Origin of the sequence: Paraburkholderia sp. (assembly GCF_035948235.1) — a bacterium.
Classification (GTDB): domain Bacteria; phylum Pseudomonadota; class Gammaproteobacteria; order Burkholderiales; family Burkholderiaceae; genus Paraburkholderia.
Genome location: NZ_DASZJJ010000301.1, coordinates 39,143 through 60,033, shown reverse-complemented (window position 1 = coordinate 60,033; position 20,891 = coordinate 39,143). Strand labels below are relative to the sequence as shown.

At 64.3% G+C, this 20,891-nt stretch carries 16 protein-coding genes; 12 read left to right on the top strand and 4 right to left on the bottom strand.

All coding sequences use genetic code 11. From position 1 onward, the window contains the following. Positions 1-35 precede the first annotated feature (35 nt). The 3 genes from VG320_RS26995 to VG320_RS26985 form a co-directional block, all read right to left on the bottom strand. A complete protein-coding gene (locus VG320_RS26995) occupies positions 36-464 on the bottom strand; it encodes a BON domain-containing protein (RefSeq protein WP_327203130.1) in 429 nt (142 codons plus the stop codon). Between the two features lie 37 nt (positions 465-501). Then, the gene (locus tag VG320_RS26990) at positions 502-1,746 is read right to left on the bottom strand and encodes a porin (protein ID WP_327203129.1); all 1,245 of its coding nucleotides are present in this window, start codon (positions 1,744-1,746) and stop codon (positions 502-504) included. 174 nt (positions 1,747-1,920) lie between these two features. Next, on the bottom strand, positions 1,921-3,147 hold the full coding sequence (locus VG320_RS26985) for a M20 aminoacylase family protein (protein ID WP_327203128.1): 1,227 nt from the start codon (positions 3,145-3,147) through the stop codon (positions 1,921-1,923). 137 nt (positions 3,148-3,284) lie between these two features. Here VG320_RS26985 and VG320_RS26980 point away from each other — a divergent pair, with 137 nt between their 5' ends. The 8 genes from VG320_RS26980 (at position 3,285) to VG320_RS26945 (ending at position 15,168) form a co-directional block, all read left to right on the top strand. Then, on the top strand, positions 3,285-4,217 hold the full coding sequence (locus VG320_RS26980) for a LysR family transcriptional regulator (RefSeq protein ID WP_327203127.1): 933 nt from the start codon (positions 3,285-3,287) through the stop codon (positions 4,215-4,217). An 86-nt stretch (positions 4,218-4,303) separates the two neighbouring features. Further along, entirely contained in the window at positions 4,304-5,539 is a 1,236-nt protein-coding gene (locus tag VG320_RS26975) for an MFS transporter (protein WP_327203126.1), read from the top strand. 41 nt (positions 5,540-5,580) lie between these two features. Then, positions 5,581-7,065: a M81 family metallopeptidase gene (locus VG320_RS26970; RefSeq protein ID WP_327203125.1), complete on the top strand. Its 1,485-nt coding sequence runs from the start codon at positions 5,581-5,583 to the stop codon at positions 7,063-7,065. 92 nt (positions 7,066-7,157) lie between these two features. Next, complete coding sequence (locus VG320_RS26965; protein WP_327203124.1) at positions 7,158-8,090, top strand: LysR family transcriptional regulator; 933 nt, start codon at positions 7,158-7,160, stop codon at positions 8,088-8,090. Between the two features lie 456 nt (positions 8,091-8,546). After that, positions 8,547-9,629, top strand: a complete 1,083-nt coding sequence (locus tag VG320_RS26960; RefSeq protein WP_327203142.1) for a porin — start codon at positions 8,547-8,549, stop codon at positions 9,627-9,629. Positions 9,630-9,797: 168 nt separating this feature from the next. After that, on the top strand, positions 9,798-12,329 hold the full coding sequence (locus VG320_RS26955) for a glucose/quinate/shikimate family membrane-bound PQQ-dependent dehydrogenase (RefSeq protein WP_327203123.1): 2,532 nt from the start codon (positions 9,798-9,800) through the stop codon (positions 12,327-12,329). Positions 12,330-12,461: 132 nt separating this feature from the next. Next, positions 12,462-13,520: a porin gene (locus VG320_RS26950; protein WP_414696128.1), complete on the top strand. Its 1,059-nt coding sequence runs from the start codon at positions 12,462-12,464 to the stop codon at positions 13,518-13,520. Positions 13,521-13,662: 142 nt separating this feature from the next. After that, the gene (locus VG320_RS26945; protein ID WP_327203121.1) at positions 13,663-15,168 is read left to right on the top strand and encodes an MFS transporter; all 1,506 of its coding nucleotides are present in this window, start codon (positions 13,663-13,665) and stop codon (positions 15,166-15,168) included. Positions 15,169-15,181: 13 nt separating this feature from the next. On the opposite strand, the gene VG320_RS26940 is transcribed toward VG320_RS26945, so the two are convergent. Beyond that, positions 15,182-16,204, bottom strand: coding sequence for a LacI family DNA-binding transcriptional regulator (locus tag VG320_RS26940; protein ID WP_327203120.1), 1,023 nt, complete (start codon positions 16,202-16,204; stop codon positions 15,182-15,184). A gap of 293 nt (positions 16,205-16,497) precedes the next feature. Here VG320_RS26940 and VG320_RS26935 point away from each other — a divergent pair, with 293 nt between their 5' ends. The 4 genes from VG320_RS26935 to VG320_RS26920 all read left to right on the top strand — a co-directional run bounded on the left by VG320_RS26935 (position 16,498) and on the right by VG320_RS26920 (position 20,869). Beyond that, on the top strand, positions 16,498-17,640 hold the full coding sequence (locus tag VG320_RS26935) for a sn-glycerol-3-phosphate ABC transporter ATP-binding protein UgpC (protein ID WP_327203119.1): 1,143 nt from the start codon (positions 16,498-16,500) through the stop codon (positions 17,638-17,640). A gap of 69 nt (positions 17,641-17,709) precedes the next feature. Further along, positions 17,710-18,981: an ABC transporter substrate-binding protein gene (locus VG320_RS26930; protein WP_327203118.1), complete on the top strand. Its 1,272-nt coding sequence runs from the start codon at positions 17,710-17,712 to the stop codon at positions 18,979-18,981. Positions 18,982-19,091: 110 nt separating this feature from the next. Then, the gene (locus tag VG320_RS26925; RefSeq protein WP_327203117.1) at positions 19,092-19,997 is read left to right on the top strand and encodes a sugar ABC transporter permease; all 906 of its coding nucleotides are present in this window, start codon (positions 19,092-19,094) and stop codon (positions 19,995-19,997) included. Positions 19,998-20,017: 20 nt separating this feature from the next. Further along, entirely contained in the window at positions 20,018-20,869 is an 852-nt protein-coding gene (locus tag VG320_RS26920) for a carbohydrate ABC transporter permease (RefSeq protein WP_327203116.1), read from the top strand. Positions 20,870-20,891 lie beyond the last annotated feature (22 nt).

The window sequence follows — 20,891 nt, the reverse complement described above, 5'->3', positions numbered from 1 at the left end:
CTTTGGCGAAGCGGCACACCGCTTCGCCAGGCGGATTACTGGCTGCCCTTGATGCCTTCGTCGTCGCGAATGATGAGTTTGGTCGTGACCGACCGCACACCGCTTACGCCTTGCGCCACCGACGTGGCCAGCGCGATCTGGCTTTCGCTGGCGACCACGCCCGACAGCGTGACGACGCCATCGCGCGCCCGTACGCGGATGAAGCTCGATTTCAGCCCCTGCTTGCGCGCGGCCTTGAGCGCGTGGCGTACATTGACGGCCAGCGCCCGGTCCGCGCCTGACGATGCTGCGACTGCCGGCGTGGCGTGTGGCGCGCTTGAAGATGTGTCGGGCTGTGTAGCCGATGCAGCGCTGGCGCCGCTGCCGCCCTGCGCGTGCGCGCCCAGGCTCACGGCCACGCACAGCGCCGCGGCCAGCGCGCGCAGCGACCCGCGCGCATTGGTGTTGATCGTATTGAGGCTCATCCCTGTCTCCCTTGTTGACGCTTGAAGCGAACGGTGTTCAGAACTTGTGATACATGCCCACGAGCACGAGGTGCGGGGACTGGTACATCTCCGTGCCATTCGCGCCGGTATAGCTGTTGCTGAGGTTATCGACGGTCGGCTGCTGCGACGGATAGCGGCCATAGGTCGGCGTCGTGCCCGTGTTGTGGATCACCGCGCCGCGCACATAGAGCGCAGTGCGCTTGGACAGGTTGTAGTCGTAGCCCAGCGTGAGGCCATACGAATGGCTACCCGTGCCAGCCACGTCGCGATACGCCAGCTCCATGCGGAAGTCATTGCGCTGCAGATAGCGATAGAGCGCGCCCAGCGTATAGAGCGAGGCCACGCGATCGCCGTCCAGACGCGGCGCAAGAAAGCTGTAGCCCGCGGAAAGCACGTAATGCCCGGCGTCATACAGCAGGCCCGCCGCGAAGTTATCGGTGCGCACGTATTGCGACGTGGTGAGCGCGTTGAGGCCGTAGTTGCCCAGATAGCTCAAGGTGCCGAACAGATGGCCGTCGAAGTAATTCAGCGCGACCGCACGCGTGACGATGGTCGGCGCACTGGAGCTGTTGTCGTGCAGCGCGAGGGCCACCTGCGCGTTGAGCGGCCCGAACCACGGCGACGAATAGCTGATCGCATTCGACAGACGGCTCGCCTCGAAACTCGCGCCGGGGCCCAGGTCGTAGGTCCACGCGGTCATATAGGCGACGGTGGAGACGGTGCCCACCTGGCCGAACACGTCGATGAACAGCGGCACGCCCACATCGTCCTGCAAGCCCAGCTTCAGTTCGCCGGTTTTCGCAGAGCCGATGCTGACCCACGCCTCGCGATTAAACAGCGTATTGGCCGTGCCCAACTGGCCGTTCGCGGCATTGAAACCGTTTTCCAGATCGAAACGCACACGATAGCCGCCGCCCAGATCCTCGACGCCATACAGGCCGATCTTCGAAGTCCATTCCCCGCCGCTTTGCTGCACGAACGCCGTCTGCGCGCCCTTGGTGAAACCGATCGACTGGTCCACCGCGCCATAGAGGCGCACGCCCGGCGAGTACGCGCCCGTCGTCGCATACGGCACGCCCTGGAAATAGTCTTCGAGAAACAGATTCGAAGTCTGCGCGTGCGCGCCGAGCGAGGCGCCGCTCATGACGGTTGCGCACGCAACCAGACGCGCGGCGCGCGCGATGCGCGTTTGCCGTGGGGCGCGTGTATTGACGTGGGTGCCGTCGCTCGGGATATAAGGCGTGATGCTGCTTGCTGACATTTATAGACTCTTTATTCAGGTTGGTCAGAAACTGCGGGGACGGCGGCGGCGCGCGAGGGCGAGAAGTGGGCGCGCGTGGCCATGGTTTTGTGCCTGGTCTGTGCCTGGGGCCGGGTCGGGGCCTCGCGTCGCGCAGCGTCCCGGTCTCATGAGGACGCCGCGCGCGCGGATCGCTTACGCGTCTTGGCGCAGATAACGCTCGACCAGCGCGACAAACCACGCCGCGCCATAAGGCAGCGCATCGTCGTTGAAGTCGTAGCCGGGGTTATGCACGGAACAGCCGCCCACGCTCCCCACGCCATTGCCCAGCAGCACATAGCAGCCGGGCAGCTTCTCGGTCATCCACGAGAAGTCTTCGCTGCCCATCACGGCCTCGGGCATCATCGTCAGGCCCGTTTTGCCGACCAGCGACTCCATCGCTTCGACGGCCAGATCGGTGGCCTTGCGCTCGTTGACGAGCGGGCGCGAGATCGCCTGGTATTCGACCGTGGCCGTCGCGCCATAGGACTGCGCCTGGAGATCCGCGATGCTGCGGATGCGCGCTTCCAGCAGATCGCGCGTTTCGCTGTCGAGCGCGCGCACGGAAAGCTGGAGGGTTGCGCTTTCCGGAATCACGTTGCCGGCCTTGCCTGCGTGAATCGCGCCCACGGTTACCACGGCGGCGCGCGTGGGTTCGACGTTGCGCGCCACGATGCTTTGCAGCGCCATCACGATGCTTGCGGACGCAACTACCGGATCGCAACCCAGTTGCGGCATCGCGCCGTGCGCGCCGCGCCCGGTCACGGTGATCGTGGCCGTGTCGGAGGACGCCAGCATGCAGCCGTGGCGCACCGCGAAATGCCCCACCGGCAGGCCCGGCGCGTTGTGCAGCGCGAACACCTGGTCGCACGGGAAGCGCTCGAACAGACCGTCGGCGATCATGCGCGAGGCGCCGCCCAGGCCTTCCTCAGCGGGCTGGAAGATCACGTTGAGCGTGCCGTCGAACACGGCGTCGGTCGCGAGGTAATGGGCCGCCGCCAGCAGCGTGGCCGTGTGGCCGTCGTGGCCGCAGGCGTGCATGGTCTGCGCGACGGTGCTGGCGTAGGGCAGGCCGGTGTTTTCCTGGATCGGCAGGGCGTCCATGTCGGCGCGCAGGCCGATCGCGCGCTCGCCCGCGCCGCGCCGGATGCGCCCGACCACGCCCGTGCCGCCGATGCCCGTCGTCACTTCATAGCCCCATTCGGCGAGTTTTTGCGCGACCAGCGTGGACGTGCGCGTTTCGGCGAAACCCAGTTCGGGATGCGCGTGGATGTCGTGGCGGATCTGCACGAAAGGCGCGCGGCGCTCGCGCAGCGTTTCCACGAGTGCGGCGCGTTCGGCGACGGATGAGGCGGTGTTCGGAATGGCGTGGGATTGCGTCATGTCTGGGTTCTCTTGACTGGCCGTACGGGCGACGGCTTCTGGAGTCACAGACTAAGGACGATCGGTCAAAATAAAAAAGCAAAAATGCGTATGTCGATAACCACTGGTAATATCCACCGCATCATGAAAATCCGCCTATGAAAATCCACCAACTGCGCGCGCTGGTCGAAATCGCCGCGACCGGCAGTATCAATGGCGCGGCGCGGCGTCTGCATGTCACGCAGCCGGCCATTACCAAAGCGGTGCGCGATCTGGAGGACGAGTGCGGCGTGCGCCTTTTTGAGCGTAATCCCTGGGGTGTCGTGCCGACCGCCGAGGGCGCCGCGCTGCTCCAGCGCGCCCGCACCGTGGTGCGCGAACTCGAACGGGCGGAAGAAGACCTCGCGCACTTAAAGGGCCAGCGCACCGGCAAACTCGTGATTGGCGTGACGCCGATTGCAGGTACGGCAGGCCTGGCCGAAGCCTTTGTCGATTTCCGCCGCCACTGGCCGCAGGTGAGCGTCGAATTCCGCGAACTGGGCTTCAACCAGTTGCGCGAGAACCTGAGCAACCGCACGCTCGATCTCGCTTTCGCGGCTTTCCCGAGCAGTCCCGGCGACGAAACCGGCACGGTGCGACGGCTGTTCGCCTTCGAATCCGTGTTTGTGACGCGCGCCAACGGCGCTTTCGCCCAGGCGACTTCGCTTGCGCAACTGCAGGACGCCGAATGGATTCACACCGACGCCACCGACAGCTACCCGGCCAATATCCGCGCGCTGTTCGAGCAGGCCGGTCTGGCCGCGCCGCAGCGCATCACGCGCTGCACCTCATACGGCCTGCTTTACGGTCTCGCGCTCAATAACGACGCGGTGTTCGCGTGGACGCGTCACACGCTGGAGACAGCGGAATTAGGCCGCGCGTTTGTGGAACTGGATCTGCCGGTGCGGCCGCCCGCGCTGCAGCTTTATCTGTTTGCGCCGCCCGAGGCGCAGATCACCCGGCCCGCTGAATATTTCGTCGATTGCATTCTCGCCGTGGCCGCCGAGCGCGTGCTCAAGGGGCAGGGCGGCACGGTCTTAACCGGCGGTTGATCCCCCGCAACTGAAGTCGCTGGTTCCAGGCGCATCGCACGGCTATCGTTGCTGGCACAACGAGATCGATGCCGAACGAGACGCTTATGACCGCCGCCGTAGCCGCGCCCGCCCCATCTCAGGCCACACCCCAATCCGCCAGCCGGGCGCGTCAGGCGATTGTGCTCGTCGCGTTGTTCGCGGCCTGGGCTGTCGCCTATACGGATCGCATTGTGATCGGCACGGCCATCATTCCGATCTCTCACGAACTGCGCCTGAGCGATGCGGCCAAGGGTTACGTGCTGGGCGCGTTCTATGCCACGTACGCGCTCATGCAACTGGGCGGCGGAGCGCTGGCCGACCGCTTCGGCGCGAGCCGTGTGCTGGTGGGCTGCCTTGCGCTCTGGTCGCTGTTCACGGCGCTCACGGGCGCGGCCTGGTCGCTCGCTTCGCTGCTGGCGTTCCGGCTGCTGTTCGGCATCGGCGAGGGGAGTTTCGCGCCCGCCAGCTCCACGGCCATCGTGCAGACCTTCCCGCCGCATGTCCGGGCGCGCGTGCAGGCGCTGTTGTGCAGCACCGTTTTCCTTGGCAGCGCGGCGGGCGCGGCCACGGTCGGCTGGACGCTTGCGCAGTTTGGCTGGCGTCAGACTTTCGTCTTGCTCGGCGCACTGGGCGCGGTGGTGGCGTTAGCACTGCTCGTCGTGCCGCGCCGCGAACGTATCGAACATGCCGATCAAGCCGATACCGCCGTGAAAGCCCAGCCGCGCTGGCGCGACATCGCACGCGATCCGCTGGTCTGGCGCGTATCGCTAAGCTGGTTCGGCTGCTGCGTACTCGCGCTCGGCTTGCAGGCGTGGCTGCCCATCTGGCTCATGCGCACGCGCGGCATCGACCTGCTGCATATCGGTTTTGTCTCGGCGATTCCGCTGTTGGCCAGTTTTGTCGGCACCAATGTCGCGGGCTTCGCCATCGACCGTCTGCGCGCTGCTCGCCTGAAATACCTGCTCACGGGCGGCGCGCTGGCGAGCGCGGTGTTCGCGGCGGCAATGCTTTTCGTCGGATCGATGGCCGCTTTGATCGCCTGCTGGACGCTGTGCATGCTCGCCTTCGACGTCGTCTATGCGGGCGTGTTCGCGATTCCGCTCAAGCACTTTCCGGCTGGCGTGGCCGGCCGCACCACAGGACTGATCAACTTCGCCGGGCAACTGGCGGGCGCGATTTCGCCGGTCGTGGTGGGCGCGCTGATCGGTCACGCGGGCTGGACCGCCGCCTTCGCGTTCCTCACGAGCGGCGCGCTGATCGCAAGCGTGGCCGCGCTGGGCTGTCGTTTCCCGCTGCGCTAGAACCGTCAATCCATCCGATTTTTTTGCTTCCGAGTGCTGCCATGAAATGCTTTGTCGCCGGTCTGCTCACCGAGACCAACGCCTTCGTCAACCTGCCCACGAGCCTCGAGATGTTCATGCGCGGCCACCTGCCGCCAGGCACATGCCCCGAGGGCGAAACACCTCCCGCCGGCGCGGAATTGCTCTGGGCCGCCAAACGCCGCGCCGCGCGAGGCGAATTCCGGCTGATCGAAGGCAGTTGTTTTCGCGCCACGCCCGCAGGCATCACAAGCCGCGAAGCCTACGAAACCCTGCGCGATCGCATCCTCGAAGAACTACGCGCGGCGTTGCCCGTCGATGCGGTGATGCTCGGCCTGCACGGCGGCATGATCGCCCATGGCTATCCCGATCCCGAAGGCGACCTGATCGCCCGCGTGCGCGCACTGGTGGGCAAAGATTGCGTGATCGGCGTGGAGTTCGACCCGCACTGTATCGTCAACGACACGCGCCTGGACCATAGCGACGTGATCGTGCTCTACAAGGAGTACCCGCACACCGACACCGTCGAGCAGGCCGAGCGTGTGATCGACCTCGTCAAGGCAATGGTGGAGGGCATGCCGCGCCCGCGCGCGTCGCTGTTCGACTGCCGCCAGATCGACTCGTATCCGACCACGGGCGCGGCCATGCGCGCGCTGGTCGATCGCGCGAAGGCGATCGAGGCGGACCCGCAGGCGGGCATCGTGTCGATCTCGATCGTGCACGGTTTCATCTATGGCGACACCGCCGACCTGAGCACGCGCGTGCTGGTCTACGCGCACGACAAGGCGCGCGGCGAGGCCGTGGCGCGCGAACTGGGCGAGGCGCTGGTAGCCATGCGCGGGCAGACGGCTTCGCCGCTGCTGTCGATCGACGCGGCCATCGACGCAGGACTCGCGCCGCTGGATGCCACGAAGCCCGGCCCCGTGGTGATTGCCGACCCCACCGACAATTCCGGCGGCGGCGCGCCGTCCGACAACACCGATGTGCTCGCGCGCCTCATCGCGCGCGGCGTGAAAAACGTCGCGACCGGCCCGTTCTGGGACCCGGGCGCAGTGCAACTGTGCTTCGACGCCGGGCTCGGTGCGGTGTTGCCGTTGCGTATCGGCGGCAAGGTCGCGTCGACTTCGGGGACGCCCGTGGACGGCATCGCCGAGGTCATCGCCCTCAAGCGCGGCGCGTGGCAGCGCTTCGGCCCGAGCCGGGTGGAATGCGGCGACGCCGCCGCGATCCGCATCGACGGCGTGGAGATCGTGCTCACGACGCAGCGTGTCCAGGCGTTCAGCCTCGAAGCCTTCGAGCAGGTGGGCATCGATCCGCGCACGAAGCGCATGGTGTTCGTGAAGTCCGTCAATCACTTTCACGCGCACTTTGGGCCGATTGCGAGCCGCGTGCTGTACGTCGATGGGGGCGGTCCGTTGCAACGCAACTATACGAAAGTCGGCTGGAGAAACGTGCGCCGCCCGCTCTGGCCGCTGGACGCAAACGCAGCGCCCGCGCTGATCCGCTGATCCGCTGATCCGCTGATCCGCGCGAGCGTGCGTGGCCTGCTGTGGCAACGGCGCGTTAATATCCGCCGATCCTGGCCATCCATCCTGCCCACATGAAGCAGCACCAACTCCATGCGTTTCTTGCGCTCGCAGCAGGCGGCAGTCTGACCCGCGCCGCTGCGAGCCTGAACCGCACAACGGCCGCCATCTCCAAATCGATTCGCGAACTCGAAAGCGAATTCGAAGTGCAGCTTTTCGAGCGCACGCCGCACGGCATGTCGCTTGGCGCAGCGGGGCGCGCCTTCCTGCCGCGCGCCCAGGCCGTGGTCGCCGAAATGACACGCGCGCACGAGGAACTCGGCGCGCTGCGCGGCCAGCATGGCGGTCATCTGCGTATCGGTCTGACGCCAGCGGTGTCGGTATTGATCGCGCCGGATCTGGTCGCGGACTACATGGCGCGCCATCCCTCGGTGCAGGTCGAACTCTACGAATATCAGCGCGAGCAGATGCTGCATCGTCTGGACGACGGCACGCTCGACGTCGCGCTGCATGCCGTGCCGTCGTTCTCCGAAACGCTGGCCGCTAACCTGCAGGACGGCCGCTCGCGCCTCGTGTTCGAGACGACCTTCGCGCTCGTCACTTCAAGCAACGGCCGCTATGCGCAGGCGACATCGCTCGACGCACTAAGCGAGGCGCGCTGGATCTACACCGACCCGAGCGGCGCGCAACAGCGCTTTGTCGAGCGAGTATTCGAGCGGGCAGGGTTGGTTGCGCCCGCAAGCACCTTGATGTGCGCGGCCTCGGTGCCGGGCATCGCGCTCGCACTGAAGATGGACGCGGTGATGCTGGTCGCACGCCCCGTCATCGAAACACGGCGCGACCTGGTGGAGTTGCCATTTTTCCCCGATCCACCCGCGCTGCGCGTCTGGTGCACCGTGCGCCACGCAGCCACGATACCTGCTCAGGTAAGCGCTTTTCTCGACGAGGCGCAGCGCTGGCAGGCGCGTGCGTCACTCGGCTCTGAATGCGTTGAAAAGAAAAAGTAAGGTACGGAACATGCTACTCATTCAACCCGACCGAACGTCTTGATTCTGCGGCTCGCGTGGAATTGGGCAAAACCCCGTGCGGGTTTTGCCCAATTGCGTAAAGGTGGATGCAGAAGTCGCTCCGGACTGCTATAGTCCGGCCCCGCTGCGACCAGCCAGAAAGCACCATTCCAGATGACGCGCTATATTTTTCAGGCGTCATGTGCTTCTGGCGGTACGCATCGAATAAATGCGTTGCCGCCGGGCACAGCGCGGAGCATCCCCAGCGGAGCGGGTTCAGTCGCCCCGTGACATTGCTTTCGGCACGGCCTTTTTTGGGACAACCGAACCAGGCTGACGGACTGCAAGGCGCTTAAGCGCAGCGAAGCCACGCAAGTGGCCTCAGGCGGCCCGACCGGCACGGACAACGAAAGAAGAATCCACCTGGGAGCTGACGTGAAAAATCAACTGGGCGCCATGGTCCTGCTCGCAGCCAGCACGGCTGCGTCGGCGCAATCGAGCGTGACACTTTACGGCCGCGTAGACGGCGGTGTCGAATATCTGAATCACATTGCCAACGGCAGCGGCGGCCAGTCGAGCCGCTGGAGCGCCGAAGGCGGCGACTGGGGCACCAGCATGCTGGGCATGAAGGGCACCGAGGATCTGGGCGGCGGCACCAGCGCGCTGTTCGACCTGGAAACCGCGCTGCAGATCATGAACGGCACCTCGGGCGGCGGCAAGCTGTTCTCGCGCCGCGCCTATGTCGGCCTGAAAAACGATACGTGGGGGCAAATCCAGGCCGGCCGCAATCTCTTTATCGACAGCGACGGCGTGTGGGAATTCGACCCGTTCGTGCAGCAGGCCGTGTCGTCGGCGTCGCTCGTGCGCGGGCGCAACTGGCAGCAGACCAGCAATAACGTCGAATACCACAGCCCCGTGTGGCACGGTCTGGACGTGCAAGGCCAGTACGCCTTCGGCAACCAGACGAGCGGCTTCAACAATGGCGCCGATGGCGACTTTGGCCGCTCGGACGGCATCATGCTGACCTACCACTCGACGCTGTTCGACCTGCGCGGCATCTATGACGAGCTGCGCGATTCGAACGGCCGCTTCTCCAACATCTTCTCGTCGTCGCGCGAATACTTCGCGGGCGGCAACCTGCGTCTGGACAAGTGGAAGATCCAGGCGGCCTACACGCACTACGCGGCGCCCGATTCGCCGGTGGGCGTGGCCGACAGTGCCGATCACTACTGGCTTGGCGCGACCTATCAGGCCACACCCAAGTGGGCCGTGACCACGGCAGCCTTCTACATTCACGTGGGCGAAGGCAGCGGCGACGCATCGCACGATCCGGGCAGCCACGCCATGCTGTACGCGCTGGGCACCACCTATAACCTGAGCAAGCGCACCTTCCTGTACGGCACGGTCGCTTACGTGGACAACAGCAAGAACGGCAACTTCTCGGTATTCGCGACCTCGCGAGATTCCAGCTCGCCCACCAGCCCGAATGTGGGCCAGGGGCAGACGGGCGCGTACGTCGGGATGATGCACAACTTCTAAAGCATTTAAAGCAACAGGCTTTTCGCGGAGCGTTTTCCGCATAGCCGGCCACTGCGGGCGTAGCGCAGCGGCTGGACGACTCGCCGGCGTTCGCGCTGGCGCGCCTCGCCGCAGGCATCGTGTGACAGGCGATGTAAGCGGCGTCCTCAAAAGAAGGTTGAGATCATCATGTCCAGATCCAGAGAATCAACATCGTCGCCGGGGTTCATCGGCGTCATCACACTACTATTCATCGCGCTCACATCGCTGTTTCTGCTGATAGGCGGGGCGTACCTGCTGTCGCTCGGAGGCTCCGCGTACTACGTCGTGACCGGCGTGGTGCTGCTGGCCGTCACGTGGCTGCTGTACCGCCGCAGTCCCACCGCGCTCGTGCTCTACGCGCTCGTGCTCGTGGGCACCGCTATCTGGTCGTTGTGGGAGTCGGGTCCCGACTTTTGGGCGCTCGCACCGCGCTCGGGCGTGCTCGTCGTGTTCGGCGTGTGGCTGCTGCTGCTCGTGAGCTGGCGTCTCGAAGCGCCGCGCAAGCTCGGCGTGCAGTCGCTCGTTGGCGCGCTCGTGATCTGGGCCGGCGTGCTCGTGTACGCCTGCTTCAACGATCCGCAGACGGTCAACGGCACGATGGCGTCGTCGACGGGTTCGCTCGCCGCCAACGCCAACGGCATCGATTCCGCCGACTGGCCCGCATACGGCCGCACCCAGGAAGGCACGCGCTACGCGCCGCTGCAGCAGATCACGCCGGATAACGTCAAGAACCTGCAGGTGGCCTGGACGTTCCGCACGGGCGACATGAAAGGCCCGAACGATCCGGTCGAAATCACCAACGAAGTCACGCCGATCAAGATCGGCAATCTGCTCTACCTGTGCTCGCCGCACCAGAAGCTTTTCGCGCTCGACGCGCAGAGCGGCACGCTCAAGTGGACCTTCGATCCGAAGCTCAAGACCGATCCGTCGTTCCAGCACGTGACCTGCCGTGGCGTGTCGTACGTCGACCTGACGGCGAACGCCGCAGCCCCGGCTGATGCCGCTGCGGCTCCCGCCAGCGACGCCGCTGCCGCTGCTTCGGACGCTGCTGCTTCGGCCACCACGGCTGCTGCATCGGACGCGACCGCACCGGCTGCCACGGCTGCTGCGGCTCCGGCTAGCGACGCTTCCACCACGGCTGCCGCCGCGGTGACGGGCGCCTGCTCGCGCCGTATCTATCTGCCGGTCAACGACGGCCACCTGTACGCGCTCGACGCGCTGACGGGCGAGCGCTGCTCGGGCTTCGCCAACAACGGCGATCTCGATCTGCAGCACGCGATGCCGGTCACGACCGCAGGCATGTACGAGCCGACTTCGCCGCCGATCATCACCAGCAAGGTGATCATCGTCGCGGGCGCGGTGGAAGATAACTTCTCGAACCGCGAACCGTCGGGCGTGATCCGCGGCTTCGACGTGCGTACGGGCGAACTCCTGTGGGCGTTCGATCCGGGCGCGAAGGACCCGAACCACATCCCGGGCCCGGGCGAGCACTACACCTGGAACTCGCCGAACTCGTGGGCGCCCGCTGCCTACGATGCGAAGCTCGACATCGTCTATCTGCCGATGGGCGTGCGCACCCCGGACATCTGGGGCGGCGACCGTACGCCGGAGATGGAACGCTACGCAAGCGGCCTGCTGGCGCTGCATGCATCGACGGGCAAGCTGGCCTGGTTCTACCAGACCGCTCACCATGACCTGTGGGACATGGACATGCCGTCGCAGCCGACGCTTGCCGACATCACGACCAAGGACGGCAAGACCGTGCCGGTCGTGTACGGCCCGGCCAAGACCGGCAACCTGTTCGTGCTCGACCGCCGCACTGGCGAAACCGTCGTGCCCGCGCCCGAAATGCCGGTGCCGCAAGGCGCGGCGCCTGGCGACCGCACCTCGCCGACGCAGCCGTTCTCCGAACTCACGTTCCGTCCGAAGAATCTGCTCACGGACAAGGACATGTGGGGCGCGACGATGTACGACCAGCTGGTCTGCCGCGTGATGTTCCACAAGCTGCGCTATGAAGGCACCTTCACGCCGCCGTCGCTGCAAGGCACGCTGGTGTTCCCGGGCAACCTGGGCATGTTCGAGTGGGGCGGCATTGCGCTCGACACCGATCGTCAGATCGCCATCGCCAACCCGATCGCGCTGCCGTTCGTCTCGCGTCTGATCCCGCGCGGTCCGGGCAATCCGATGGAACCGGAACCGAATGCCAAGGGCAGCGGCACGGAATCGGGCATCCAGCCGCAGTACGGTGTGCCGTACGGCGTCACGCTCAACCCGTTCCTCTCGCCGTTCGGTCTGCCGTGCAAGCAGCCGGCATGGGGCTATATCGCCGGTATCGACCTGAAGACCAACGAAATCGTCTGGAAGAAGCGTATCGGCACCGTGCGTGACAGCTCGCCGATCCCGCTGCCGTTCAAGATGGGTATGCCGATGCTGGGCGGCCCGATGGTCACGGCTGGCGGCGTGGCGTTCATCGGCGCTACGGCGGATAACTTCATCCGCGCGTTCGACGTGAACAACGGCAAGCAGCTCTGGGAAGCCCGTCTGCCCGCAGGCGGCCAGGCCACGCCGATGAGCTACTCGATCAACGGCAAGCAGTACGTCGTGATCGCAGCAGGCGGCCACGGCTCCTTCGGCACGAAGCTGGGCGATTATGTGATCGCTTACGCGCTGCCGAACTAAGGCGCGTTGATGTACCGACCGTGTATTGCGAGGGCGTTTTGAGCCTCGCAATACACGGTGAAATACCGGAAGCGGCATGCCTGGCATGCCGTTTTTTTTGCCTGTTTTTTTCTGCTTTATCCTGTTCCCGACATGAGCCAACTTTGCAACGCCCGTCGTGTGTCAAGCATCCGGCGCGTCAGGTACGTCCGGCGCGTGGCACTGAGCGCGCTGGCGGCCCATGCCATCGGCGCCCACGCGCAAAGCTCGGTCACGCTCTACGGCGCGATCGACACGAGTATCGAAATCACCAATCCCGGTTCGGGCTACGTCGCGCGCATGGACTCGGGCGCGTATCGCGGTTCGCGCCTGGGTCTGCGCGGCGCCGAAGATATCGGCAGCGGCCTGAAAATCCTGTTCGATCTGGAGAATGGCTTCAGTTCCGGCAACGGCACGCTGGCCGTGAGCAACACCATCTTCAACCGCCAGGCCTGGATCGGTCTGGGTACGCCGTACGGCACGCTGCGGGTGGGCCGCCAGTATTCGCCCATCTATATTCCGTTCAAAGGCGGGCTGGACGCGTTCGGCGCGGGCACGATCGCCTCGGGCCTCGACAATCTCTCCAAGATCACGCCTTACGAGAGCAATGCGATCACGTATCTTTCGCCGGAATTTCACGGCTTTTCGACTACGCTGATGGCCTCGCTGCGCGATTCGACCGATGCCGACGGCAATGGCATCGCCGGCAGTATCGAAACCTTCGCGTATCGCAACGGCCCGTTCCGCATCTCGTACGCACATCAGCAAACGCACGGTGACGGCGCGTTGCGCGCCAATCTGGGCGGCGTTTCTTACGTGTATGGTCCGGTCACTGGCTTTCTGTCGTTCTTTAACGGCGACGGCGGCACGAGCTATCACAACGACGGCGTATCGGTTTCGGCGCGCTATGCCGTCAATGCGCGCTTTCGCGCCTCGCTGGGCTACACCTATTTGCGCGACCGCTCGGGCGGCGACAATAACGCCGACCAGTTCAGCGCCGCCTGCGAATACGACCTGAGCAAGCGCGTGCTGCTCTACGCCAGCGCAGGCTGGCTGCGTAATCGCGGGCAGGGCGAATTCACGCTCAAGGGCGTGAACGTCACGGGTCTCACGCCGTCGTATCCGGGCGCGTCGGTGCGTGGCGTGCAGTTTGGCATGATCGACCGGTTCTAGGCGGTAGACGTCGAGCAAAGCATCACGCGTGCTTTGCTACACTGATTCGCACGCCGCCACGACGGCGAAGGGGAACCCGCGTGACGCCCAGCAACGCCACCCGACCAACGCCTTACAAGCAGCGCACGCGTGGAGCGCCCCAATGAAACTGCGCGCGCTGCCGCATTTCTCGTCGCTGCGTGTGTTCTTCTTCACGATTGCGCTGGGCGGCGCGACGGGCGTGGACTTCGTCGCTTCGTCGATGATGGGCATCGCGGGCACACACATTCGCGGCGGCGTGCATGCGTCGCCGGAAGATTTCCTCTGGAGCATGACCTCGTACGCCGCCATGGCGACGGTGGCCAATCTCATGCTCGGCCGCATCGCGCGGCACACGAGCTATCGCTCTTACACCATCGGCGGGCTGATCGTCGCGGCCATTGGCTCGCTACTTTGCGCGCTTTGCGATACGCCGCTTGAACTGACGTTTGCGCGCGCGGTGCAGGGCTTCGGCGCGGGTGGGCTGTTTGCCGCCGCGCGCATTCTGATCCAGTTGGTGTCGGCGCGCGATGAACGCGCGCCGCTCTTTATCGGCTTCAATATCGGCTCGTTCGGGCTGTCGGCGGTGACGCCATGGCTGGCCGCCGTGCTGGTGGAAAGCGCCGCGTGGCAGATGGTATTCGTGATTCAGGTGGTGCTCGCGCTAGCGGTTCTGGTGCTGGTGGTGCTCACCTATCCGAGCCGCGTGACGCCGCCGGGCGACCTGTGGGAAATCGACATCGATCCGATGGACTGGTGGGTGGTGATTCTGTTCGGCCTGGGCGCGATGGTGCTCATGCATGGGCTGGGCGACCTGCGTTTTTACGAGCTCGCCAGCTCGCCTTCGGTCGCGCTGACGCCGCTGGTGGGTTTCTTGCTGGTCGGCGCGGCCTTCCTGCGGCTGCATCGGGAGCCGAATCTGTGGCTCGACCCGCACGCATTGCTTGGGCGCAGCTATCTCGTCGGCCTGCTGTTCTACGCGATCTACTATTTCCTCAACGGGCTCTGGAATTACCTGATTCCGACGCTGCTGCAAAGCGGCTTCGGCTTTGGTTTCCAGGTGACGGGCGAAGTGCTCACCTGGGCATCGCTGCTAAGCCTGCTGGCGATGATGTGTTTTTCGGTGGTGGCGCCCAAGGTGTTCGGGCGACGCCGCTATATTTCGCTCGGCTATGTGATGTTTTCGGCGGCGTTACTGATGCTTTCGCTGCGCACGCTCACCGATGTATCGATGGCCGTGATCCTGCCCGCGCTTTTTCTGCAAGGCCTCACCGTGCCGTTTGTGATGGCGCAGGTGGCGGGCATGACCTTCGTCGACTTCACCGAGGACGATTTTCAGCACGCCTACGCATTCAAGAACATCGTGCGCCAGATTGCGACGGCTGCGGGCACCGGCGCGGCAAGCCTCTGGCTGCAATATGGCGAGGCGATCGCGCGCTCGCGGCTGGTGGATCGCATCACCGTGTTCGATCTGGGCGGCATGCCGCCCATGCCCGACATGATGCGCATGGCGACGATGGTGGAAACGCAGGCGACCCTTGTGGCAAGCGCTAATCTGCTTTCGTGGCTGGCGATTTTCTGCGCCGTGGTGGCGGTGTTCGCGCTGGTGATACGCTGGCGCGCGACCTGATATCGTTGCGCGCTCAACGATGCGCGCGCGTTTTGCAAGGTCCCGTGGAATCGCGCACGATCAGCTCGGGCGGTGGTCCGATCGCCATCGACGGTTCCTGCACCGGCGCGCCGATAAGCGCGATCAGACGGCTGATCGACAATTCCGCCACGGCGGCGGTCTGAATCGCGACCGTGGTGAGAGCGGGGCGCACCTGGTGTGCAAGCGCAATATCGGTGATGCCGATCACCGAAACATCGTCGGGCACCGCGCGTCCCATGCCGATCAAAGCCTGGATCGCGCCAATCGCGAGCAGATCGTTCGACGCGAAAATCGCCGTGAGTTGCGGGTGTTGCTGCATGAGCGCCATGCAGGCTTCGTGACCCGCGTCGATCGAATCGCGCACCTGCATTTCGGCCGTGGCGCGCGCTACACCGCCTGCCGCCAGCGCGGCGCGAAAGCCATCGGAGCGCGCGTCCTGCAAACCGCCGCAGCCGTCGCCGATCAGCATGCCGATCTTGCGGTGTCCAAGTTCCAGCAGATGCTTCGCCGCGAGCGCCCCCGCCTGCGCGAAGTCGACCGCCACGCACGGCAGCGCGGGCGGTTTTTCGGGGTGCTCCCACATCGCCAGCAGGATCGGCCCGTTATGCATCGCCGAAATGCACAGCTCGTTCATGGCGATGTCGGTGTTCATCACCAGTACGCCGTCCGCGAAGGTGCCGGCGATCTGGTTGAGGTAGGCGCGGCCGATCTGCGCGTCGTCGTCGGTGTTGCAGACCATCAGAAAATGTCCGGACTTGCGCGCGGCGCGCTCGGCGGCCAGCACGAACTCCGGGTAGAACGGGTTCGCGATATTCGAGAGCATCAGCGCGAGCGTCGATGAGCGGCCCTGCGCCAGCGCGCGTGCGTTGAGGTTGGGCCGATAGCCCAGTTCGGCGATGGCCTGGAGCACGCGCTCCGCCGTCTCCGGGCGGACCTTTTCGCGGTTGCGCAGCACGTTCGAAACGGTGGCGGCGGTGACGCGCGCGTGCCGCGCGACTTCTGACAAGGTGACCATGTCCTGCCTTTTTATGGCGTTTACCCGGGGGTTTAGTGGGTTTTTCGTGACGTTTCCCACATTCAGGGAACGTGATTCAAATGTTGCAAAGCGTGGCTGGGATTTGATAATTTTCACCCACACCAAGCCGGGACCGATTTGCATGCGGTTTTGCCGCCCAGAAATTTAAGCGGTTAAATGACCGTCGCACAAGCCCCCCGGCTAAATTTATCGCGTAGAATTTAAGCGCTTAAATCTGATGATTACGGCGCAAGCGCCTGAGACAACGCGGCAACAAAGGAGGAGACACATCCATGGCGACGATCCAGTTGTCGAACGTCGGTAAGCAGTACGGCGACCATCCGCCGGTGATCCGGCGCGTCGATCTCGACATCGGCCATCACGAATTCTGCGTGTTCCTCGGCCCGTCGGGCTGCGGGAAATCCACGCTCCTGCGCATGATCGCGGGTCTCGAAGAACTCAGCGACGGCGAACTGCGCATTGGTGGGCGCGTGGTCAACGACGTGCCCGCCGCCGAACGCGGTGTGGCGATGGTGTTCCAGAGCTACGCGCTGTTCCCGCACATGACCGTGTTCGAGAACATGGCGTTCGGCCTGAAGATCGCCAAGGTGCCCAAGGCCGAAGTCGAGCGTCGCGTGCGCGACGCCGCGCGCAGTCTGCAACTCGAAGCCTTCCTCGATCGTCATCCCAAGGCGCTGTCGGGCGGCCAGCGCCAGCGCGTGGCGATCGGCCGCGCGATTGTGCGCGAACCCGGCGTGTTCCTGTTCGACGAGCCGCTGTCCAATCTCGATGCCGCATTGCGCAGCCACACGCGGGTGGAGATCGCGCGTCTGCATCAACGTTTCGAGAACGCCAGCGTCGTCTACGTCACGCACGATCAGGTCGAAGCGATGACGCTGGCCGATCGCATCGTGCTGCTGCACGCTGGCGCAGAAATGGAAAAACACGGCAGCGTCGCACAGAGCGGCGCGCCGCTGGAGTTGTATCACCATCCGAAGTCGCGCTTCGTGGCGGGTTTTATCGGCTCGCCGCGCATGAATTTCATCGATGCGCAGGTCGATGCGGTCGAGCAGGGCGGCGTGCGCGTGACGCTCGATGGCGGCGAAACGCTGCTTGCAAGCGTCGATGGGCACGGCCTTCAGCGCGGCCAGCGCGTAACGCTGGGCGTGCGGCCCGAGCATCTGCGTCTGGATGGCGACGGCCAGTCGATTGCGTGCGTGACCGTCATTGCGGAGCGCCTGGGCGAACACAGCTATCTGCATGCGGATCACGCGGGCGGCACGCTCGTGGCGAAAGCGCCTGGCGACACGTCCGTGAGCGTGGGCGAGCGCCTGCGTGTGCGCGTTCCCGCCGACGCCTGCCATCTGTTCGACGAGGCGGGCGTGGCGCGGCGGCGGCTTGCGGCGCAGGCGTTGCCCGCGATTGCGCTGGCTTGAATTCACAGCAATACCCCGCCGCTAGAGCGGGTCATTCACCAAGGCAAGGCAAACCCAAGGAGACACCTGATGTTCGCTTACCGCTTCCGTAATTTCGGCACGTTCGGCACACTCGCCCGCGCCACGGCCGCCGTGGCGCTGGTCGCCGCCACGCTGGCCAGCGGCGCGGCCGACGCCGGCACGCTTACCGTCAACGTGTCCGCGCGTGGCAACCAGCGCTCGACGTGGCAGGACGCCTTCGACAAGTTCAAGAAGGCCAATCCGGATGTCGATCTTAAGGTTTCCTATGTGACCGAGGAGGCCTACAAGGTGCAGATGAGCGGTTGGCTGGCGACCGATCCGCCTGACGTGGTGTCGTGGCACGACGGCGAGCGCATGGCCTACTATGCGCAGCGCGGGCTGCTGGAAGACCTGTCGCCGGACTGGGCGAAGAACGGCTGGAACGAGCAGTATGCATCGGTGAAAGAAGCCTCCACGTATAAGGGCAAGCAATACGCCGCGCCGCTGGGCTACGATGCCTACGGCTTTTTCTATCGCAAGGACCTGTTCCAGAAAGCAGGCGTGAAGGCCGAGCCGAAAACCTGGGATGAATTCCTCGATGCCTGCAAGAAGCTCAAAGCCAGCGGCGTGCAGCCGATCGCCGTGGCGGCACGCGATAGCTGGACACTGGCCGCGTGGTTCGATTATCTCGACCTGCGCATCAATGGCAACGCGTTCCACCAGCAACTGATGGCAGGCGAAATACCCTATACCGATCCGCGCGTGAAAAAGGTCTTTACGGCCTGGAAAACGCTGATCGACGACCATTACTTCATGGAAAACGCGCTGTCCTATGACGTCGATTCGGTCGCGCCGCTGCTCGTGAACGGCAAGGCCGCGATGATGCTGATGGGCACCTTCTTCTCGGCCAGCTTCCCGGCGACGATGAAGCAGGACGTGGGCTTTTTCCGCTTCCCGGTGATTGACGCCAACGTGCCGACCGCCGAAGACGGTCCCGTCAACGTGCTGCTGATTCCCGCGAAAGCGAAGAACAAGACCGACGCGCGCCGCCTGCTGGCCTTCATGGAAACGCCGCAGATCAACGCCGATCTCGCGCGCGGCTGGGGTCAACTGCCGTCGAACAACAAGGCCGCCGAACCTGAGGACGCAATTTCGAAGGTTGGTTTCCAGACGCTTGCGAATACGCGCGGCGGCATTGCGCAGTTCTACGACCGCGACATGCAGAAGGAAATGGCCGACGAGGGCATGAAGGCAATGCAGCAGTTCTACAGCGATCCGTCGCAGATCGACGCACTGCTCGTGCGCCTTGAAGCGACGCGCCAACGCATCTACCACAAGTAAGTCTTCTTGCTGGAGGCCCCGGCGGCGCACTGCGCCGGGGTCTAACAACCAGCAAGCAATTCATGTAATTCGTAATCCGAATAATCTGAATCATTCGGCGAGGCCTCATCATGTCCGATACAGTCGCGCGCCCGCTCGGCGCGGCGCGCACGCAGCGCAAATCGACCGTACGCAGCAAGCAGAACCGCGCGGCGCTCTGGTTTTTGTTGCCTGGCTGCGCGCTGTTCACGCTCTGCGTGCTCTATCCGATCGTCAACAGCATCGCGCTGAGCTTTTATAACTGGGACGGCATGACCACGAAGACCTTCGTCGGTCTCGCGAACTATGTCGAACTGTTCCAGACCGACACCTTCTACACAGCGCTCAAGAACAATCTGCTGTGGCTCGTGCTGTTCCTGCTGGCGCCGCCGGTCGGCCTGATGTTCGCGCTGTATCTGAACCAGCAGGTGCGCGGCATCCGCATCGTCAAGTCGCTGTTTTTCGCGCCTTTCGTGCTTTCCGGCGTGGTGGTGGGGCTGGTGTTCTCGTGGTTCTACGATCCCACCTTCGGCCTGCTGCGCCTGATTCTTGGCCATGGCGTGCCGGTGCTGGGCGACCCCAAACTCGTCACGCTCGGCATCATTTTCGCCGCGCTGTGGCCGCAGACGCCGTTCTGCATGGTCCTCTATCTCACGGGCCTCACATCGATCAACCCGGAAATCGTCGAAGCCGCGCGCATGGAAGGCGCGAAAGGCGTCAAGCTCTTCTGGCACGTGATCCTGCCGCAACTGCGCCCGGTGACCTTCATGGCGATCGTGCTGACTGTGATTGGCGCGCTGCGCAGCTTCGACCTGATTGCCGTGATGAGTGGCGGCGGTCCGTTCGATAGCTCCACGGTGCTTGCGTACTACATGTACGACCAGGCCATCAAATACTACCGCGAAGGCTATTCCGCCTCGATTGCCGTGGTGCTGTTCGCCATCATGCTCGTCTACATCGTGTTCCATCTGCGCCGCATGTTGCGCGAAGAACGCTGAAAACAAGGGAGTTTCCGCACATGTATCCGCTTCCCGTCGAACGATGGAAACCCGCGAATCGCACGCTCTACAAGATCTCCTTGCCGATTGCGCTGCTCATCTGGCTACTGCCGATGCTCGCTGTGCTGATTACCTCAATCCGTTCCACCGACGAATTGCAGCAAGGCGACTACTGGGGCTGGCCGAAGCATTTCGCGCTCTTCGACAATTACGGCGCGGCGCTCACGCAAACGCCGATGCTCCATTACTTCGCCAATAGCGTACTGATTACAGTGCCTTCGGTGATCGGCGCGATCGTGCTGGCATCCATGGCGGGCTTCGCGCTTTCGACCTATCGATTTCGCGGCAATACTGCCGTGCTGTTCGCCTTCGTCGCGGGCAACTTCGTGCCGATCCAGATTCTCATGATTCCGGTGCGCGATATGGCGCTGAGCGTGGGGCTCTACAACACGGTCTGGGCGCTGATCATTTTTCACATGTCGTTTCAGACCGGTTTTTGCACGCTATTCCTGCGCAATTTCATCAAGCAGTTGCCGTTCGAACTGATTGAAGCGGCGCGTGTGGAAGGTGCGAGCGAGTGGACGATCTACTGGCGCATCGTCATGCCGCTGGTGCGTCCGGCGCTCGCGGCGCTCGGCATTCTCGTTTTCACTTTTGTCTGGAACGACTACTTCTGGGCCTTGTGCCTCACGCAAGGCGACGACGCCGCGCCCATCACCGTGGGCGTAGCCGCCCTCAAGGGGCAGTGGACGACCGCATGGAATCTGGTCGCGGCGGGATCGGTGCTCGCGGCGCTGCCTTCCGTGCTGATGTTCTTCGCCATGCAGAAACACTTTGTCGCGGGACTGACCTTCGGCGCCAGCAAGGGCTGACCTCCTGTCCGGCATTGCTATG

Excerpts from the sequence above, each read along its gene's own strand:
- VG320_RS26980 (WP_327203127.1), top strand. The coding sequence starts at position 3,285 with ATGAAAATCCACCAACTGCGCGCGCTGGTCGAAATCGCCGCGACCGGC.
- VG320_RS26975 (WP_327203126.1), top strand. The coding sequence starts at position 4,304 with ATGACCGCCGCCGTAGCCGCGCCCGCCCCATCTCAGGCCACACCCCAA.
- VG320_RS26970 (WP_327203125.1), top strand. The coding sequence starts at position 5,581 with ATGAAATGCTTTGTCGCCGGTCTGCTCACCGAGACCAACGCCTTCGTC.
- VG320_RS26995 (WP_327203130.1), bottom strand. The coding sequence starts at position 464 with ATGAGCCTCAATACGATCAACACCAATGCGCGCGGGTCGCTGCGCGCG.
- VG320_RS26960 (WP_327203142.1), top strand. The coding sequence starts at position 8,547 with ATGGTCCTGCTCGCAGCCAGCACGGCTGCGTCGGCGCAATCGAGCGTG.
- VG320_RS26930 (WP_327203118.1), top strand. The coding sequence starts at position 17,710 with ATGTTCGCTTACCGCTTCCGTAATTTCGGCACGTTCGGCACACTCGCC.
- VG320_RS26955 (WP_327203123.1), top strand. The coding sequence starts at position 9,798 with ATGTCCAGATCCAGAGAATCAACATCGTCGCCGGGGTTCATCGGCGTC.
- VG320_RS26925 (WP_327203117.1), top strand. The coding sequence starts at position 19,092 with ATGTCCGATACAGTCGCGCGCCCGCTCGGCGCGGCGCGCACGCAGCGC.
- VG320_RS26920 (WP_327203116.1), top strand. The coding sequence starts at position 20,018 with ATGTATCCGCTTCCCGTCGAACGATGGAAACCCGCGAATCGCACGCTC.
- VG320_RS26950 (WP_414696128.1), top strand. The coding sequence starts at position 12,462 with ATGAGCCAACTTTGCAACGCCCGTCGTGTGTCAAGCATCCGGCGCGTC.
- VG320_RS26945 (WP_327203121.1), top strand. The coding sequence starts at position 13,663 with ATGAAACTGCGCGCGCTGCCGCATTTCTCGTCGCTGCGTGTGTTCTTC.
- VG320_RS26940 (WP_327203120.1), bottom strand. The coding sequence starts at position 16,204 with ATGGTCACCTTGTCAGAAGTCGCGCGGCACGCGCGCGTCACCGCCGCC.
- VG320_RS26990 (WP_327203129.1), bottom strand. The coding sequence starts at position 1,746 with ATGTCAGCAAGCAGCATCACGCCTTATATCCCGAGCGACGGCACCCAC.
- VG320_RS26985 (WP_327203128.1), bottom strand. The coding sequence starts at position 3,147 with ATGACGCAATCCCACGCCATTCCGAACACCGCCTCATCCGTCGCCGAA.
- VG320_RS26935 (WP_327203119.1), top strand. The coding sequence starts at position 16,498 with ATGGCGACGATCCAGTTGTCGAACGTCGGTAAGCAGTACGGCGACCAT.
- VG320_RS26965 (WP_327203124.1), top strand. The coding sequence starts at position 7,158 with ATGAAGCAGCACCAACTCCATGCGTTTCTTGCGCTCGCAGCAGGCGGC.